Below are 17,726 nucleotides of genomic sequence, written 5' to 3' on the forward strand. Positions count from 1 at the left end.
ACAACCATAGAAGTGAAAGTGGTGCCCGGACTCGGAATCGAACCAAGGACACGGGGATTTTCAATCCCCTGCTCTACCGACTGAGCTATCCGGGCAACGGAGCGCATTAAACCGCAATCCTGCCCGAGCGTCAACATTATTTAGGGAAAAGCTGTTCAACTGCTTAAGTTTGCGGCAATCTGTCGGTTTATGCGACGAAAGTGCACAAATCTTCCAGACAGAACCCGTTCACTGCAGCAATGCTGATAGTAAGAGGAGGGCAGTATGGCGAACGACTGGCTTGAGCTGCGTCAGCATGCAGAGACGGGCATTGAGACGATTAAAGCGCACTTCGAAGGGCATGCCTACGATCCGCACTGGCACGACAGCTATCTGGTAGGGATCACCCTTTCGGGTACTCAACAGTTTCACTGCCGCCGCGTGCGTCATCGTAGTCAACCGGGGGATGCGTTTTTACTGGAACCGGGTGAGATCCATGATGGTGACGCACCTGTAGAAGGCGGCTTTACCTATCTTACCTTTTATCTGGATGAGCAGTGGCTAACACATACGCTGCGCGGATTATATGACGCTACGCCTGACAGCTATTCACTGCACTTTTCTCAAACGCTGACGCGCGAGCCACGGCTGGTACGTAGCATCGGTGAGACCTTTGCCACACTGCATAACGCGGAGATGAAAATCGTTCAGCAGAGCGCGATGGATAATCTGCTCTCTCAGATCACCGCCCACTGCCACTGGCGTAAGCGGCTCCCGTCTCAACGGCAAAGCGCTGCCGTCGCGCATCGTGCACGCGATTACCTCTACGCGCATATGGACGAAAACGTCGGGTTGTCGGATCTGGCACGTGAGACGGGAATCGACCGCTTCACGCTGACGCGCTGTTTTAAACGCGAGTTTCACCTGGCACCGCATGCGTGGCTTATTCAGCTACGCCTTGCAAAAGCTCGCCAGTTGCTGGCTCATGGTGAGCTGCCCGTGGATGTGGCATCGGCGGTAGGCTTTGCCGACCAAAGCCACCTTGGACGCTGGTTCCAGCGAGCATACCGTATATCGCCAGCCTATTACCGTCGGCTGTGCACAAACCTTCCAGACGTTTCCAGAAAATAGCGGCACATTGATGGCTCTGATAATAAGGAGCCACCTGTGAGTACAATACCTTTTCTGCTGTTTGCCTTTGTCGCTTCGATAACGCCAGGGCCGACCAATATCCTCATTCTCACCAACAGCCAGCACTTCGGCATCAAAAAAACCGTTCCGGCCATTCTTGGAGGATGCATGGCTGCGAGCATGATTGTGCTGGTTTCAGGTGCCGGTGCAGGGGAAGTGCTTCGCCAGTACCCCCTGATTCGTCAGATGATGAGCTGGGCAGGGGTGTTATGGCTAAGCTGGATGAGCTGGCAGTTATTTAACGCGCCTGCAGCAAACCTCTCTGCGAAGACGCATACCCGTTTTACCGCGCAAGCTGCAGCCCTGTTGCAGATCGTAAACCCGAAAACCTGGATGATGGCGCTGGCGGTTGTCAGCCTGTTTGCCCCTGCAAGCGAGCACGCGCTGCGGGATATAGCGCTGATGGCGCTGTGGTTCCTGGCCATCTCGGTGGTGTGTCTGATGTGCTGGGCGTGGCTGGGGAAGGCGGTAAATAAATTCTTTCGCACCACCGTGGCGATGGTGCGATTTCAGCGGCTGATGGCATTGTGCCTGCTTGTCTCAGCCTGGGCTGGGGTGCTGGCTTAGGTCAACGCGCCGCCCATGCGGCACTGGGCAAAGCGCAGGATGTCCTCTGCCAGGCGGTGAGCGGTATCCACATCGGCCTGGCTACGGTTTACCAGCATACGGCTCAGGCAGCCTTCCAGCACCAGTTCCATCTGCTTTGCCACCATTGCCGGATCATCCACTTCAAGCGTTGTCAGCAGTTCGTGGGTGAAGTCGTGCGCCGCCCGTTTTTGCTGATCCGCCAGCTGATGGATCGGATGGCCTGGATCGGGGTAGTACGTGCAGGCGGCGATAAACAGACAACCCGGATAGCGGTTGTTACTTACACATTCCGTCAGCGCGGTATAGCGCGCCAGCAGCTTCTGTTCGGCGGTCAGCCCTTCATTTAACATCAGCTGCCTGCGCCAGATATCAACCTGCTGGCTGAGGTAGCGCAGGGCATCATAAAGCAGCGCCTCTTTATCGGGCCAGAAGCGCGTAAGCTCATCCAGAGGGTAATCGATACGGTCGGCTACCATCTCAAGCGTGGTGCTGGCGATCCCTTGAATCTCAAGTAATTGCAGGGCTTGTCCCAGTACGTCTTCGCGTTGCACGGTTCTCTCCTCCGTTATTCCCAACGGTTGTCCCGTTTAAAGTGTTGTTTACGGTTGGCGATCGCGCAAATGCGCGCTGAAAGCCGCCGCGTCCATAAACCCGGTTACACGCTGCCCTGGCTGTTCTTCACCCTGTTGATTGAAGAACAGAATGGTCGGCAGCCCGAGCACGTTAAGTTGCTTCAGCAGGGCTTTGTCCTGCGCATTGTTGGCGGTCACGTTTGCCTGAAGCAGAACGGTCCCGTTTAGCGCACCTTGCACCTGCGGGTCGCTAAAGGTGTACTTTTCAAACTCTTTGCAGGCAACGCACCAGTCTGCGTAGAGATCGAGCATCACCGGTTTGCCGCGCGCCTGCGCCAGAGCCTGGTTAAGATCATCCACGTTCTTAATCTGGATGAAATTCAGATGCGCCTGGTTCTGAGCCACTGGCGTGCCAAATGCCCAATCCTGAAGTGGACGCACGCTCACCAGCGCAGCGGCGAGCAGGACGATTTGTACCAGACGCATCCACGCGCTTTTTGCCCCCAGACTGACGATAAACGCCCAGGAGAAGAACGCTACGCCGAGCATCGCCCACAGGCGCATCCCCCAGACGTCACCGACAATACGCTCCAGCAGGAAGACCGGCAGCGCCAGAATGACAAAGCCAAACGCGGTTTTCACCGTCTCCATCCACGGCCCGCTCTTCGGCAGCAGGCGGTTGCCAAATACCGTGACCAGGATCAGCGGTAGACCCATCCCAAGCGCGTAAAGGTACAACGTACCGCCGCCAAGCCACATATTACCGCTCTGGGCGATATAGAGCAGAATCGCGCTAAGCGGTGCAGTGGTGCAGGGCGAACAAATCAGCCCGGCGATAGCTCCCATCGCAAACACACCACCTGCTGAACCCCCCTGTTGGCGGTTGCTGAGCAGCGTTAAGCGGGTTTGCAGGGAAGACGGCAGTTGCAGGGTGAACAGGCCAAACATCGACAATGCCAGCAGGATAAACACCACCGACAGGCCGATAAGGACATAAGGGTGCTGAAGAGCCGCCTGGAACTGTAAGCCGGCCGCCGCAACCACGAGGCCGAGTGCCGTATAGGTTAACGCCATTCCCTGCACGTAAATAAAGGCAAGCAGTAGCGCGCGGGCGGTGCTAAGACGCTGTTTTCCGCCCAGCACTATCCCGGAGATCAACGGGTACATTGGCAGTACGCATGGCGTGAAGGCGATGCCGATACCAATCAGCAAGGCCCAGAGCGCGGAGAAAGGGAGGTCTGACGCAGGCTCACCTTCACGCTTGACCTCTGCAGGAAGAGGAGCAACGTTGGCGGCAGACGCTTTAACTTCACTAAGCGGAACGATCCTCGTTTCTGGGGGATAGCAGAAGCTTGCATCGGCACAGCCCTGGTAAGTGACGGTGAGCGTAGCGCCTTTGTCTGCCTGTTGCACCGTTACGGGCACGCTTAAGTGCTGGCGATAAATCTCGCTTTTGCCGTAAAACTCATCCTCGTGCCATTCTCCCGCAGGCAGTTGCAGCGCGCCCACGCTTGCCTGAGCGGGTGTGATACTGACCTGCTTACGATACAGGTAATAGCCCTCTTTCACCTGCCAGGTGAGGTTGAGGTCATGCTGGTTTTGCTGGAAATCGAAAACAAATGCCTGATCGGCAGGAATAAAGTTCGAACGGCCGGGCGCGTCAAACAACCCGGCAAAGACTGACGTGCTGCACAGCAGCAGGATCAGCGTAAGGAAACGTTGAGCCATGAGAGATAATCGTTATCACCGTGGAGCACTGGCAATACCAGCAGTTCCGGAGTTTGGTAAGGATGATGAGATTTGAGGCAGTCAAGAAGCGCCTGCTGGTTTGCCGGGTTGGTTTTGAGCAACATCTGGACTTCATACTCCTGCTCCAGTTTGCCTTCCCAATAATAAAGGGAGGTCGCTCCGGGGAGGAGGGTTACACAGGCAGCCAGTTTTTCGGCCAATACTTTGGCGGCGAGATCCTGGGCGGAAGCTTCATCAGGGGCGGTACACAATACGACAACAGCATCAGGCGTGTTCACAAGTCGACCTCCTCATCACGAAAGTGGTCACTATATCACGCAAGGCGATTGGTCATTAATGAAACGGGCCGCAGAGCGGCCCGATTTTAACTATTTTTACAACCCGAAACGGTTTACAGCACGACGCCGCCGATGATAAAGCCGAGGATCACGCACAGCGTAATCGCGACCACACCCGGGATCAGGAACGCATGGTTAAACACATACTTACCGATGCGGGTTGAACCGGTGTCATCCATTTCAACCGCCGCCAGCAGGGTTGGATAAGTGGGCAGAACGAACAGGGCAGAAACGGCAGCAAACGAGGCAATGGCTGTCAGTGGCGTTACGCCCAGCATCAGAGCCGCAGGCATCAGCGCCTTGGTCGTGGCAGCCTGAGAGTAAAGCAGGGTCGCGGCAAAGAACAGTACCACCGCCAGCAGCCATGGGTAGTTGTGCAGCAGGTCACCCGCAACGGTCTGGATATCGCTGATGTGCGCTTTTACGAAGGTATCACCGAGCCATGCCACACCCAGCACGCACACGCAGGCGCTCATACCGGATTTAAAGGTGCTGGCATTCAGCACTTCGCTGGTATCGATTTTACAGGTGATGCTGATCAGGGTTGCGATGGTCAGCATGAATACCACAATCGCTTCGTTACGCGGCAGAACCGGGTTCTGGATGAGGCCTACTGTGTCACTGATGGCCGTCGCGTAGAACATCACCGCCACGATACCGATCAGGAACAGCACCACGGAGCGTTTCGCATGCGGCTTCAGTTTGAAGACCTGGCTACCGCGCAAGCTCACTTCGCCCTTGGCCAGACGTTCCTGATAAACCGGATCGTCTTTCAGTTCAGCGCCGAGGAAGTTACACAGCACGGCGGTGATCATGACTGCAATCAACGTTACCGGAATACAGATCGCCAGCAGCGTCAGATAGCTCACACCCATGGGTTCCAGGATACCGGCGAAGAACACCACTGCTGCGGAGATAGGCGAGGCGGTAATCGCAATCTGGGAGGCCACCACCGCAATAGAGAGCGGGCGAGATGGACGGATACCCTGTTCTTTCGCCACTTCGGTAATCACCGGCAGCGTGGAAAAGGCAGTGTGACCGGTACCGGCGAGAATGGTCATAAACCAGGTCACCAGCGGGGCAAGGAAGGTAATGTATTTAGGATGACGGCGCAGCATACGCTCCGCCAGACTCACCAGGTAGTCCATACCGCCAGCCACCTGCATGGCGGCGATAGCGGCAATAACTGCCATGATGATTTCGATAACGTCAAACGGGATTGCGCCGGGTTTAATCTGAAAGATAAGGGTAAGAACGAGCACCCCGAGACCGCCGGCAAAACCGATGCCGATACCCCCGAGTCTTGCTCCCAAATAAATCGCCAACAGGACGATGACGAGTTCTGCTCCAAACATAAGGACCTGCCTTGCTTATTAACAAGTTGATATTGAATTGTTGTATTTTGGTAACGCCTAAAAAGAAAAAAGGCACGTCACAAGTGACGTGCCTTTCGGAAGCTTAGCCTGAACGGTTACTGTTCGCTTTCATCGGTGTATCGTTTCGCTTTATATGCCGGGTGCATCAGGTTCTGGGCGGAGAAGATATCGTCCAGCTCGGCTTCGGTCAACAGTCCGCGCTCCAGTACGACTTCACGCACGCTCTTACCGGTTTCGGCGCAAATCTTACCGACGATGTCGCCGTTATGGTGCCCGATGAACGGGTTAAGGTAGGTGACGATCCCGATGGAGTTGTACACGTAACCTTCGCAGACTTCTTTATTCGCGGTAATGCCGTTGATGCATTTTTCCAGCAGGTTATAGCAGGCGTTAGTCAGGATGTGGATAGATTCGAACATCGCCTGGCCAATCACGGGCTCCATGACGTTCAGCTGCAGCTGACCGGCTTCAGAGGCCATGGTTACGGTCGTATCGTTACCAATAACCTTGAAGCAAACCTGGTTCACCACTTCTGGCACTACCGGGTTCACTTTCGCTGGCATGATGGACGAACCGGCCTGCAGTTCTGGCAGGTTGATTTCGTTCAGGCCAGCGCGTGGGCCGGAAGAGAGCAGGCGCAAGTCATTACAGATTTTGGACAGTTTCACCGCCAGACGTTTCAGGGCGCTGTGTACCATGACGTAGGCGCCGCAGTCGGAGGTGGCTTCAATCAGATCTTCTGCAGGTACGACCGGCAGGTTAGAGACTTCAGCCAGTTTCTGAACCGCCAGCTGCTGATAGCCATCCGGGGTGTTCAGACGCGTACCGATGGCGGTGGCACCCAGGTTCACTTCCAGCAGCAGCTCGGAAGTGCGCAGCAGGTTTTTGGTTTCTTCATTCAGCAGCACGTTAAACGCGTGGAATTCCTGACCGAGGGTCATTGGTACCGCGTCCTGCAACTGGGTTCGCCCCATTTTCAGAATGTCCTGGAACTCAACCGCTTTGCGCTGGAAACCGTCGCCCAGCTGGTTGATGGCGTCGACCAGTTTCACAACGGAGGCATAAACCGCGATGCGGAAGCCGGTTGGGTAGGCGTCGTTAGTGGACTGACATTTGTTGACGTGATCGTTCGGGTTCAGGTACTGGTATTCACCTTTCTGGTGGCCCATCAGCTCCAGGCCGATATTTGCCAGTACTTCGTTGGTGTTCATGTTGACGGAGGTGCCCGCGCCGCCCTGATAGACGTCAACCGGGAACTGGTCCATGCATTTGCCGTTGTTCAGCACTTCATCGCAGGCCGCGATAATCGCATTTGCCGCGCTTTTAGGAATGGTTTGCAGCTCTTTGTTTGCCAGCGCTGCCGCTTTCTTCACCATCACCATGCCACGGACAAACTCAGGAATGTCGCTGATTTTGCTGTTGCTGATGTAGAAGTTTTCAATCGCTCTCAGAGTGTGGACACCGTAGTAGGCATCCGCTGGAACTTCCCTGGTACCCAACAAGTCTTCTTCGATACGAATGTTGTTTAACATGTGAACCTTCTTTTCAAGCTGCCGATGGATTGTACTAAACACACAGTATTTATGTGGTTTTGAATGTTTTCTGACCGACGATTATTCCCTCAATCGGCCAATTGCTCGAGATCATATGCTGATGATAGCGAATTGCCGTAAGCTGGATCACTTATTATCGACCCGATTCCATGATAATTATTAATCTGTGAAATGGGTCACCGCTTTAATATTTCCAAAAAAAATATCCGTGCAAACCGATTGAATTTTAGCTAACCGTCCTCATCTCTTACAGACGCGTGTCGCGAACACATTCAGACAGGGGCCAAAAGGCACCTGCCACACAGGAGATGCCAGTGCGCTGGATACCGTTTATTGCTTTCTTTCTCTATGTTTACATTGAGATTTCGATTTTTATCCAGGTCGCCCATGTGCTGGGCGTCCTGCTGACGCTGATTCTGGTGATTTTCACCTCCGTCATCGGCATGTCGCTGGTGCGTAATCAGGGTTTCAAAAATTTCCTGTTAATGCAGCAGAAGATGGCCGCAGGCGAGAGCCCGGCGGCCGAGATGATCAAAAGCGTATCGCTGATTATTGCCGGTCTGCTGCTGATCCTGCCGGGCTTCTTCACCGACTTCCTCGGTCTGCTGCTGCTGTTGCCGCCGGTGCAAAAACACCTGACCATGAAGCTGCTGCCGCATCTGCGCTTTAGCCGGATGCCGGGCGGCGGATTCAGCACCGGCCCGGGTGATACGTTTGAAGGGGAATACCAGCGTAAGGATGACCAACACGACCGTTTGGATCATAAAGACGATCGATAATGTCTTTGCCCGGTGACGCTTCGCTTACCGGGCGGGACTAAAGCGCCACCCACAGCCCTGCCAGCATGACGACGGCGTACATACTCTTCCATCCCACCATCATCAGCAACAGCAGGCAAAGCACTCCCCCGACAACGGCCAGTGCTTTATAGCGACCCTTCAACAGACGACAACCCGCCAGCATGCACAGCAGGTAGATCATAATAAATATGCCGTTGGCATAGATGATTAGCGCATCCAGATTGATCTTAAGCGCGTAAATGCACAACGTGCTCACAACGCAACTTCCCAGCACGAGATTCAGCGCATTCACCGGCAGCTGACGCTTAGACAACTGCGCAAGACGGCTCTGCGGTTTATTGCGCGCCTGAGACCACACCAGCCGCGCAAAGCTCTGGATGTAAATATTGAGGCTGGCAAAACAGGCCAGATAGCCAATCACACAGGCCACCCACAGCGCTTTTACGCCGAACAGCTGCACCACGATACCCGGCAGCGAAGCGGCGGCTGCTTTATCTGCGCCAAAAGCGTCGAAGTGCAGCACCAGCACAGTACAGGCCCAGTAAACCGTGCCTGCGACCAACAGGCCAATCATCAGGGCTCGCGGAAAATCGCGCTCGGGATACTTAAACTCCGACGCCAGATGGGCGAACGCTTCCAGACCGACAAAACACCAGAACATGACTGACAGGGCAGCGAAGAGCTGCGCATGATCGATATCGGTGATGGCCGGGAAGGGGATCTCCTCGACGCGAATATCACCCGCCCACCAGATAGCGGCGATGAGCGCGACAATCAGCACCGCGACGATCGTCTGCAGGTTAGCGCTGGAACTGGCCCCGCGTGAGCCCACCCACCAGACGATAGCCAGCGTACCCAGCTCAGCCAGCAGCAGTGCTTCGTCATGCCAGCCGAAGAGCGCTTGCCCAAAGCCGGTTGCGATATGCAACGCCGCAGGCAGACCAACCGGAATGACGGAAAGGAACAGCCAGCCGGTGACGCGCTCCAGTCGTGGGCCAAACGCCATGCCGACAAAGTGCGCCACGCCGCCCGCGCTGGGAAAATGCCTTCCCAGAATGGCGAACACGATCGCAACCGGGAACACCAGCACAATCAGCACCGGCCACGCCCACAGGCTGTTATTACCGGCAACCAGCGCCGCCAGTGCGGGCACCGCAAACACCCCTGTTCCTAACAAGGAGGTTGAGAGCAGGCCTACCCCCTGCGCCAGCCCCAACTCCTGCTTGAGTCCACTCATTGACATCGTCCCGCCACCATTCAAAGAGAGCCGATGGTAACACTTTCGCAAATTTTTTTTCGACTCCCCCTTGAAGGGGTAAAAAGCTATCCCCATCTCTCAGGGCACTAGCCGGAAAACCGTGTGCGGCCCGGCGTCATCCATAACTGATAATGACTTTCTCAAAGGAGAGCTATCAATGAGTATTCGTCCGTTACATGATCGTGTGATCGTCAAACGTAAAGAAGTTGAAACCAAGTCTGCTGGCGGCATCGTTCTGACGGGTTCTGCAGCAGCAAAATCAACGCGTGGCGAAATCATCGCTGTCGGTAAGGGCCGCATCCTGGAAAACGGAACTGTGCAGCCACTGGACGTTAAAGTTGGTGACATCGTCATTTTCAACGATGGCTACGGCGTGAAATCCGAGAAGATCGACAATGAAGAAGTGTTGATCATGTCTGAGAGCGACATTCTGGCAATTGTTGAAGCGTAATTAACGCACGAAACTGTACGAATTTGAGGAAATAAGAACATGGCAGCTAAAGACGTAAAATTCGGTAACGACGCTCGTGTAAAAATGCTCCGCGGCGTAAACGTACTGGCAGACGCAGTTAAAGTCACCCTGGGCCCGAAAGGCCGTAACGTAGTGCTGGATAAATCCTTCGGCGCGCCAACCATCACCAAAGATGGTGTTTCCGTTGCACGTGAAATCGAGCTGGAAGACAAGTTCGAAAACATGGGCGCGCAGATGGTGAAAGAAGTGGCCTCTAAAGCGAACGACGCTGCGGGCGACGGTACCACCACCGCGACCGTACTGGCGCAGGCAATCATCACTGAAGGTCTGAAAGCCGTTGCTGCGGGCATGAACCCAATGGATCTGAAACGTGGTATCGACAAAGCTGTCGCGTCCGCTGTTGAAGAACTGAAAGCGCTGTCTGTACCATGCTCTGACTCTAAAGCGATTGCTCAGGTAGGTACCATCTCCGCTAACTCCGACGAAACCGTAGGTAAACTGATCGCTGAAGCGATGGACAAAGTCGGTAAAGAAGGCGTGATCACCGTTGAAGACGGTACCGGTCTGGAAGACGAACTGGACGTGGTTGAAGGTATGCAGTTCGACCGCGGTTACCTGTCCCCATACTTTATCAACAAGCCAGAAACTGGCGCTGTTGAGCTGGAAAGCCCGTTCATCCTGCTGGCTGATAAGAAAGTTTCCAACATCCGCGAAATGCTGCCAGTGCTGGAAGCCGTTGCGAAAGCAGGCAAGCCACTGGTTATCATCGCTGAAGACGTTGAAGGCGAAGCGCTGGCGACCCTGGTGGTTAACACCATGCGTGGCATCGTGAAAGTGGCTGCGGTTAAAGCACCTGGCTTCGGCGACCGTCGTAAAGCTATGCTGCAGGACATCGCTACCCTGACCGGTGGTACTGTAATCTCTGAAGAGATCGGTATGGAGCTGGAAAAAGCGACCCTGGAAGACCTGGGCCAGGCGAAACGTGTTGTGATCAACAAAGACACCACCACCATCATCGATGGCGTGGGTGAAGAGTCCGCTATTCAGGGCCGTGTTGCTCAGATCCGTAAGCAAATTGAAGAAGCAACGTCTGATTACGACCGTGAAAAACTGCAGGAGCGCGTAGCGAAACTGGCAGGCGGCGTTGCGGTAATCAAAGTCGGTGCGGCTACCGAAGTTGAAATGAAAGAGAAAAAAGCACGCGTTGACGATGCCCTGCACGCGACCCGTGCTGCGGTAGAAGAAGGCGTGGTTGCTGGTGGTGGTGTTGCGCTGGTGCGTGTTGCCGCCAAACTGGCTGGCCTGTCCGGTCAGAACGAAGACCAGAACGTGGGTATCAAAGTTGCGCTGCGCGCGATGGAAGCGCCTCTGCGTCAGATCGTTTCCAACGCCGGTGAAGAGCCATCTGTTGTTACCAACAACGTGAAAGCGGGCGAAGGTAACTACGGTTACAACGCGGCAACAGAAGAATACGGCAACATGATCGACTTCGGTATCCTGGATCCAACTAAAGTGACCCGTTCTGCTCTGCAGTATGCGGCATCTGTAGCTGGCCTGATGATCACTACCGAGTGCATGGTGACCGACCTGCCTAAAGGCGACGCACCTGACTTAGGTGCTGCTGGTGGTATGGGCGGCATGGGTGGAATGGGCGGCATGATGTAATTGCCCCCTGCGCCCGGCAGCCATCAGGCGTTGGGCGTATCTACCTCTTAATAAAAAACCCCGGGCATCGCTGTCCGGGGTTTTTTGTTTTAGAACAGCAGTTGCATGACCCACATAGAGAGCAGAGCGTTAATTACGCAGACGCCAATAATATGCGGATAGTATTTAGGGTTTACCCCTGCCGTACCGAGACAGCGGCCGGTGTTTTGCACCGGATTACCCATCAGATAGATAGCCGGAAGCAGTACGGTGGCGTCATGCCCGCTGAGCGACCCTGCCACCACCAGGCTTGCGCAGACGCCCACGCCGCCGCCCATGCTCATCACCGACGCCAGCAACACGGTGGCGGCTTCTCCGGGCAGCCCCCACAGCGCCATAATCGGCTCGCAAACGCGGCCAACGATATCCAGCAATCCTGTTACCTTCAGCGCCTGGATGATCACGAAGGCCATTACGACGTTTGGCAGCAGGCTGGTGGTGGCGATGGTAAAGCCACGGCGAGCGCCGTCGATAAAGAGATCCATCAGGTTTTTACGCACTTCGGCGGTCATCTTCTCTCTCCTTGATCTGACGGGTTTCCATGTGCGCAATCCATGCTCTAAGAAAATTGGCACCTATAAATTTAAAGACCAGAATCACTGCCAGCGGGGTGATAACCGGCACGGTGATGCTGGTGAACAGCGCCGCGCCGGACGAGAAGTAATTGGTGATAATTGCGCTACCGCTGGTCTGAAAGGTGGCGAAAATCGCTCGTTCCCTGTCGCTGATAACGCCTTCATCGGCGAGCTCTTTGGTCATACCTGCAGCCGCATCGGTGTTTTGCAAATTGGCGATAAGCGCCAGAGAACAAATACCTGGAATGCCCAGCAACGGTTTCAAAACGGGCGTCATCAATTGCTGTGCCGCCCGCAGCCCGCCCAGCCCTTCGGTCACTGAAATGATGCCCAGCGACAAAATGACAGACGGTGCCAGTTCCAGCGCAAACAGAAAGCCATCTTTTGCGCCGGTACCGCCTGTGCCGCGAAAAGAGACGCTTGCGGCGCCTTCGCCGTTAACCTGACCAAATGTGCCGTTCAGCACGGTGAAATCAAAGACTCGCCACCATTCGGTGGCTTTGGCGAAAAAGCCAGAAAAGAAAATGATGGTTAGAAAGAAAGCGAGATACCCTACCCACGTCACTTTCCCCTGATTCGGGGATACTTCACTCATGTTGCCTCCTGTTTTTATGTTTCCCTGTCACCACACGCGCAAAAAATAAGCCGGTGGCCTGTCACTAAAAACGAAAAAGCATAAAAAAACGATATCCGCGGGGTGATTATCAGAATTCATTTAGGGGAGGCGAAGGCACCATTCGTGCTTGATATCTCGCAGAAACGCACGGAGGTTTTTCTTTTGGTCATCTTTTTAGTATAAGGTTTACACACGGACAACTACTGTCCAGCTTATTGAAAACGAGGAATAACATGCGCGTAAAAGTCTGTGCAGGGATTGTAGGAGCAGCATTGCTGCTGGCGGGGTGTAGCTCCAGCAATGAGCTGACTGCAGCGGGTCAGGGCGTTCGCTTTGTGGAAGATAAGCCGGGTAACGAGTGCCAGTTTTTAGGCACGGCAACCGGTGAGCAAAGCAACTGGATGTCGGGTCAGCACGGCGAAGAGGGCGGCTCTATGCGTGGCGCGGCCAATGCCTTGCGTAACCAGGCCGCGGCGATGGGTGGCAACGTGATTTACGGAGTAAGCAGCCCGACGCAGGGAATGTTATCCAGCTTCGTGCCAACCGCCAGCCAGATGAATGGCCAGGTCTATAAGTGCCCGAACTGATTGCCTTTTTCCCTCTCCCACCGGGAGAGGGTTCCCCACAAAATAATGCCTGCACGGAGGACCCCCTCTCCCTTGAGGGAGAGGGTTGGGGTGAGGGGGAACATATGGCTGTAGAGGTAATTCCGTTCACTTTATGTTCCTTGCTACTCTGTAACGACATAGCCCGTGAACGTGCCAGGGTGGCTCAGTCGCCGCCGCCCTGGCGACCCGGGCTCCCGGCGGTAAATCGCCGCTTCGCGGTGCCCTCGGCTTATTCCTTCCGGCTTATCGGGGACGGGCGGAGGTAACATCCCTGTAAATCCGCCCTCTCGGCGCATCCATGCGCCTCGCCCCGGCCTGCAGGAAACGCCTCAGCGATTTACAGCCGGACCAGGGCGTCGCTGTAAGTCATTAATTTTCCTGAAACAACTTTCGTCGCTTTCGGTAAAAAATTACTGGGGATCCCTCAACCCACCGGGAGAGGGTTAGGCTGAGGGGAAACTAGCTCTGTCTTAGCTGCAAATCCAGCGGCGTCTTGCTCGGTTCACCGCCAATCTCACGCGCCAGCTTCGGCACCATATAACCTGACACCAGCGTTAACAGTTCACGCACGATCTGCCGGGCTTCTTCATCCGTCACCATGAAATGGGCCGCACCCTGAACGCGATCCAGCACGTGCAGGTAATAGGGCATCACTCCCGCATCAAACAGCGCATTGCTGAGGTCCGCCAGCACGCGGGCATTATCATTTACGCCGCGCAGCAGCACGCTCTGGTTCAGAAGCGTCACGCCTGCCTTGCGTAAACGCACCATTGCCGCACGAAATGCATCATCAATTTCATTGGCGTGATTGATATGGTTCACCAGCAGCACCTGCAGGCGGGACTGCTCCAGGCGTGAGACCAGTCCGTCAGTGATACGTGCCGGAATAACAATCGGCAGACGGCTGTGTATGCGCAGGCGCTTAATATGCGGAATGGCTTCAAGCTGGGTCAGCAGCCAGTCCAGCTCATGATCTTTCGCCATCAGCGGATCGCCACCGGAAAAAATGATCTCATCCAGCTCAGAATGGGCGGCGATATAGTCCAGCGCGACCTGCCAGTTGCGTTTATTGCCCTGATTTTCGGCATACGGGAAGTGTCGACGGAAGCAATAACGGCAATTTACCGCACAGCCACCTTTCACCAGCAGCAGCGCACGGTTCAGATACTTGTGCAGCAAACCGGGTACCACGCTGTTCTGCTCTTCCAGCGGATCGGTGCTATAGCCCGGTGCCGTAATGAACTCTTCCTGTGCGGTAAGCGTCTGTTTTAATAATGGATCGTCAGGTTTGCCTTTCTCCATACGGGCAACAAACGCGCGGGGAACGCGCAGGGCGAAAAGCCGCTTCGCCTCCCGGCCGGCCAGCAAATCGGTATGCTGTTCGAGCTCAAGAAGACGCAGTAATTCATCAGGACTGGTGATTACATCGGCAAGTTGCGATAACCAATCTTCTCTGGACGGGGTGTTTAGGGTTACAATATGCGCCATTTTGTGGCTAAGCTACCAGTTAACAAATTTAGAGGGCCTTATGGCAACGTACTATAGCAACGATTTTCGTGCTGGTCTTAAAATCATGTTGGACGGCGAACCGTATGCGGTTGAAGCCAGCGAATTCGTTAAACCAGGTAAAGGCCAGGCATTTGCACGCGTTAAGCTGCGCCGCCTGCTGACCGGTACCCGTGTCGAAAAAACCTTCAAGTCTACTGACTCCGCTGAAGGCGCTGATGTTGTCGATATGAACCTGACTTACCTGTACAACGACGGTGAGTTCTGGCACTTCATGAACAACGAAACGTTCGAACAGTTGTCTGCTGACGCTAAAGCCATTGGCGATAGCGACAAATGGCTGCTGGATCAGGCTGAGTGCATCGTGACTCTGTGGAACGGCCAGCCTATCGCGGTTACCCCACCGAACTTCGTTGAACTGGAAATCGTTGAAACTGACCCAGGTCTGAAAGGTGACACCGCCGGTACAGGTGGTAAGCCAGCGAAACTGTCTACCGGTGCCGTGGTTAAAGTGCCACTGTTCGTACAGACTGGCGAAGTGATCAAAGTGGATACCCGCTCCGGCGAATACGTATCTCGCGTGAAGTAAGTGTTAAGGCGCAGCGTTGCTGCGCCTGATTTTTGCAGGCAGGGATGATGAAACGCACCGTTAAAATTCTGCTTCTGTTAGCGCTGTCCAGCGCGTTGCTTTCCGGCTGTAATACCACACGTGGAATGGGGGAGGATATCCAGGATCTCGGCCATATCATTTCTCACGCCGCCAGCTAATCCCGTCTAATTTTCCTAAAAATGCTTCCTTTTCCGTCAACTGGCGGGATCTTGTCTATTCTTAAGTTGCTATACACAAAACAACTCTGGCTATAAAAGGAAGATATTATGGTTAAGAAGACAATTGCAGCGATCTTTTCAGTTCTGGTACTTTCTTCAGTATTAACGGCCTGTAATACCACGCGCGGCGTTGGTCAGGACATTTCTGAAGGCGGTAGTGCAATCTCCGGCGCGGCAACAAAAGCTCAGCAGTAATTTAAAAACGGTACGGGCCCGGACGGGTTTCGTACCGTCAGTTTTCTGATTCCTGCAAAGATAAAAACGGGGAAAAGCGCGTATCCATATGCAATTTCATGCGGATATTTCGCTTATAGGTATAGACCGTTTTTCCATTGATACTCAGGTGAGTGGCAATCTTCTGATTGCTTGCGCCATCCATCCACAGCGTCAACACCTTCTCCTCCTGGCGAGTCAACAGGGGGGCTGCGACCGCAGGGATCTCAACGCTTGCGCGAGTTGTCAGGGCGTCGTTGATGACCGTCGCCAGCGTCTCCAGTCCGACATTTTTGGTAAGCGAAGCCCATATCGGAAATTGGGACAGAAAGCCTGCCATCTCTTTATCTTCCCCCGACTGCAGCAAAATGAAAGGCACTTTTTCACTGGCGTTCAGCAGGGAAGAAAGCTGCTGGAAATGGTGAATGTCCTGCATAAAGCCGTGCAGATCGGCGATAACCACCGATGGATCCCACTGCAGAATATGCTCTCTGGCGAGGATGAGATTATTCAGCCCGGTCACGACGAAGTGCCCGGGAAACAAACCGGAATGATTGAGCCATGCTTCAAACCCCGCGCGGGTGAAGTGACATCGGTCAATCAAAAGAATTTTGAACATAATAGATTCGCAGTCGGCTAGTGGTTTGGCTTCCTGCCATCAGAAAGCACATCATGATAGAGAAGTCGGATGAGTGATAAATGCCTGAACTACGCGCCATACTGAGGCTATTTCTTGCCTTAACAGGTTCAGCACAAAGGGATTGAAAAAAAATCGTTCGTTAACCAAAATAAGTGACCTAATCTATGCCTTACGGGACGACCCGTAAGCGTTTCGTTCACCGGGGACGGCCCCAACTTGCAGTTAAGTTAAGGAGCCTGAAATGTCCTGGATTATTCTTGTTATCGCCGGTCTGCTCGAAGTGGTTTGGGCAATTGGTCTGAAGTACACCCACGGATTTACTCGCCTGACACCCAGCGTGATTACCGTTACCGCCATGATTGTGAGTATTGTGCTGCTCTCCTGGGCGATGCGCTCTTTGCCGGTGGGGACGGCCTATGCTGTCTGGACGGGCATTGGTGCAGTGGGCGCGGCGATTACCGGGATTTTGCTGCTGGGAGAGTCGGCGAGTCTGGCGCGTATCGCCAGCCTCGCGTTGATTGTGTGCGGTATTATTGGGCTGAAACTCAGCGCCCACTAATGCGGTTGTTCTACCCAGATGAGTTTTGACACATCAAACCCTTGCCGGGTCGCAACGTCCAGCATCTGCTGTTTCATCTCTGACGAAATGGTCGGTGTGCGGGAGAGTATCCATAAATAGTCGCGATCCGGCCCGCAGACCAGCGCATGGCGGTACTCTCTGTCGAGGGCGATGACATTGTACCCGCCATAGAACGGGCCAAAGAACGAGACTTTTAGCGCAGCCCGGCGCGGGTCGCCGGTAAAGTACGCTTTTCCCGTCGACTGTTGCCACATCTGCCGATCCGGATTGTATCCACGGTTGATTACCTGAATACCCCCGTCGTCCATCGAACTGTAATGTGCTGTGACTTTCTCTAACCCCCGCTCAAACCGATGGTCGAGCCGGGCGATTTCATACCAGGTTCCGAGGAAACGTTGAGCGTCGAAATTACTTACAACAGTGACGCCGGAGGGAGGGGTAGGGGAACTGCAGGCAACCACTAAAAACGCGGCTGTCACCGCGGCGATAACAGGCAGAATGCGCATAGGAGTTTCCTTACTGTTTTTTGTTAAGTGTAGATGACAGCAGGGAAATTGCGGAAGATTGTGCAGCGTGTTTC

General features: G+C 54.4%; 21 protein-coding genes and 1 tRNA gene. 10 read left to right on the forward strand and 12 right to left on the reverse strand.

What is annotated here, in order from left to right; translation table 11 throughout:
• Positions 1–19: 19 nt before the first annotated feature.
• A tRNA-Phe gene (locus tag VF709_RS24010) sits at positions 20–95 on the reverse strand.
• A gap of 169 nt (positions 96–264) precedes the next feature.
• On the opposite strand from VF709_RS24010, the gene VF709_RS24015 reads away from it, so the two are divergent.
• A complete protein-coding gene (locus tag VF709_RS24015; RefSeq protein ID WP_038418500.1) occupies positions 265–1,110 on the forward strand; it encodes an AraC family transcriptional regulator in 846 nt (281 codons plus the stop codon).
• Between the two features lie 36 nt (positions 1,111–1,146).
• Entirely contained in the window at positions 1,147–1,737 is a 591-nt protein-coding gene (locus VF709_RS24020; protein ID WP_020688994.1) for a LysE family translocator, read from the forward strand.
• On the opposite strand, the gene VF709_RS24025 is transcribed toward VF709_RS24020, so the two are convergent.
• The 5 genes from VF709_RS24025 to aspA all read right to left on the reverse strand — a co-directional run bounded on the left by VF709_RS24025 (position 1,734) and on the right by aspA (position 7,325).
• Positions 1,734–2,309 carry a transcriptional regulator gene (locus VF709_RS24025; RefSeq protein WP_038418502.1) on the reverse strand — a complete coding sequence of 192 codons (576 nt, stop codon included), beginning with the start codon at positions 2,307–2,309 and terminating at the stop codon, positions 1,734–1,736. The two genes, VF709_RS24020 and VF709_RS24025, sit on opposite strands and share 4 nt — an antisense overlap.
• Positions 2,310–2,357: 48 nt before the next feature.
• Positions 2,358–4,058 carry a protein-disulfide reductase DsbD gene (locus VF709_RS24030; protein ID WP_440232396.1) on the reverse strand — a complete coding sequence of 567 codons (1,701 nt, stop codon included), beginning with the start codon at positions 4,056–4,058 and terminating at the stop codon, positions 2,358–2,360.
• On the reverse strand, positions 4,034–4,357 hold the full coding sequence (cutA, locus tag VF709_RS24035) for a divalent cation tolerance protein CutA (protein ID WP_013095256.1): 324 nt from the start codon (positions 4,355–4,357) through the stop codon (positions 4,034–4,036). Before cutA ends, VF709_RS24030 begins: the two co-directional genes overlap by 25 nt.
• 113 nt (positions 4,358–4,470) lie before the next feature.
• A complete protein-coding gene (locus VF709_RS24040) occupies positions 4,471–5,772 on the reverse strand; it encodes an anaerobic C4-dicarboxylate transporter (protein ID WP_013095257.1) in 1,302 nt (433 codons plus the stop codon).
• 116 nt (positions 5,773–5,888) lie between these two features.
• Positions 5,889–7,325: an aspartate ammonia-lyase gene (gene aspA, locus VF709_RS24045; RefSeq protein WP_003855923.1), complete on the reverse strand. Its 1,437-nt coding sequence runs from the start codon at positions 7,323–7,325 to the stop codon at positions 5,889–5,891.
• 335 nt (positions 7,326–7,660) lie between these two features.
• On the opposite strand from aspA, the gene VF709_RS24050 reads away from it, so the two are divergent.
• Positions 7,661–8,125, forward strand: a complete 465-nt coding sequence (locus VF709_RS24050) for an FxsA family protein (protein WP_013095258.1) — start codon at positions 7,661–7,663, stop codon at positions 8,123–8,125.
• Between the two features lie 37 nt (positions 8,126–8,162).
• On the opposite strand, the gene yjeH is transcribed toward VF709_RS24050, so the two are convergent.
• Positions 8,163–9,383 (reverse strand): L-methionine/branched-chain amino acid transporter, encoded by a 1,221-nt coding sequence (gene yjeH / locus VF709_RS24055; protein WP_149896992.1) that lies wholly within the window; start codon positions 9,381–9,383, stop codon positions 8,163–8,165.
• A gap of 178 nt (positions 9,384–9,561) precedes the next feature.
• On the opposite strand from yjeH, the gene VF709_RS24060 reads away from it, so the two are divergent.
• Positions 9,562–9,855, forward strand: coding sequence for a co-chaperone GroES (locus VF709_RS24060; protein ID WP_003855929.1), 294 nt, complete (start codon positions 9,562–9,564; stop codon positions 9,853–9,855).
• Positions 9,856–9,894: 39 nt separating this feature from the next.
• On the forward strand, positions 9,895–11,541 hold the full coding sequence (gene groL / locus VF709_RS24065; RefSeq protein WP_013095260.1) for a chaperonin GroEL: 1,647 nt from the start codon (positions 9,895–9,897) through the stop codon (positions 11,539–11,541).
• An 89-nt stretch (positions 11,542–11,630) separates the two neighbouring features.
• On the opposite strand, the gene VF709_RS24070 is transcribed toward groL, so the two are convergent.
• On the reverse strand, positions 11,631–12,092 hold the full coding sequence (locus VF709_RS24070; protein ID WP_023622425.1) for a YjiG family protein: 462 nt from the start codon (positions 12,090–12,092) through the stop codon (positions 11,631–11,633).
• Positions 12,073–12,750, reverse strand: a complete 678-nt coding sequence (locus VF709_RS24075; RefSeq protein ID WP_013095262.1) for a nucleoside recognition domain-containing protein — start codon at positions 12,748–12,750, stop codon at positions 12,073–12,075. Before VF709_RS24075 ends, VF709_RS24070 begins: the two co-directional genes overlap by 20 nt.
• A gap of 254 nt (positions 12,751–13,004) precedes the next feature.
• Between VF709_RS24075 and VF709_RS24080 the strand changes: the two genes are divergently transcribed.
• On the forward strand, positions 13,005–13,358 hold the full coding sequence (locus VF709_RS24080; protein ID WP_013095263.1) for a DUF4156 domain-containing protein: 354 nt from the start codon (positions 13,005–13,007) through the stop codon (positions 13,356–13,358).
• Positions 13,359–13,838: 480 nt separating this feature from the next.
• Here the strand turns inward: VF709_RS24080 and epmB are convergent, their stop codons facing one another.
• Positions 13,839–14,867, reverse strand: a complete 1,029-nt coding sequence (gene epmB, locus VF709_RS24085; protein ID WP_149896991.1) for an EF-P beta-lysylation protein EpmB — start codon at positions 14,865–14,867, stop codon at positions 13,839–13,841.
• Between the two features lie 40 nt (positions 14,868–14,907).
• Here epmB and efp point away from each other — a divergent pair, with 40 nt between their 5' ends.
• From efp to ecnB, 3 genes are all read left to right on the forward strand, one after another.
• Entirely contained in the window at positions 14,908–15,474 is a 567-nt protein-coding gene (gene efp / locus VF709_RS24090; protein WP_014830362.1) for an elongation factor P, read from the forward strand.
• Positions 15,475–15,521: 47 nt separating this feature from the next.
• Positions 15,522–15,653: an entericidin A/B family lipoprotein gene (locus VF709_RS24095; protein ID WP_013095266.1), complete on the forward strand. Its 132-nt coding sequence runs from the start codon at positions 15,522–15,524 to the stop codon at positions 15,651–15,653.
• A 108-nt stretch (positions 15,654–15,761) separates the two neighbouring features.
• Complete coding sequence (ecnB, locus tag VF709_RS24100; RefSeq protein WP_003025482.1) at positions 15,762–15,908, forward strand: lipoprotein toxin entericidin B; 147 nt, start codon at positions 15,762–15,764, stop codon at positions 15,906–15,908.
• Between the two features lie 37 nt (positions 15,909–15,945).
• On the opposite strand, the gene VF709_RS24105 is transcribed toward ecnB, so the two are convergent.
• A complete protein-coding gene (locus VF709_RS24105; RefSeq protein ID WP_020688984.1) occupies positions 15,946–16,545 on the reverse strand; it encodes a response regulator transcription factor in 600 nt (199 codons plus the stop codon).
• 262 nt (positions 16,546–16,807) lie between these two features.
• Between VF709_RS24105 and sugE the strand changes: the two genes are divergently transcribed.
• On the forward strand, positions 16,808–17,125 hold the full coding sequence (gene sugE, locus VF709_RS24110; protein WP_013095268.1) for a quaternary ammonium compound efflux SMR transporter SugE: 318 nt from the start codon (positions 16,808–16,810) through the stop codon (positions 17,123–17,125).
• Here the strand turns inward: sugE and VF709_RS24115 are convergent.
• On the reverse strand, positions 17,122–17,652 hold the full coding sequence (locus VF709_RS24115) for a lipocalin family protein (RefSeq protein ID WP_013095269.1): 531 nt from the start codon (positions 17,650–17,652) through the stop codon (positions 17,122–17,124). The genes sugE and VF709_RS24115 overlap by 4 nt on opposite strands.
• Positions 17,653–17,726 lie beyond the last annotated feature (74 nt).

The sequence above is a fragment of the Enterobacter sp. Lyrl_3 genome (assembly GCF_051948675.1).
GTDB lineage: Bacteria > Pseudomonadota > Gammaproteobacteria > Enterobacterales > Enterobacteriaceae > Enterobacter > Enterobacter cloacae.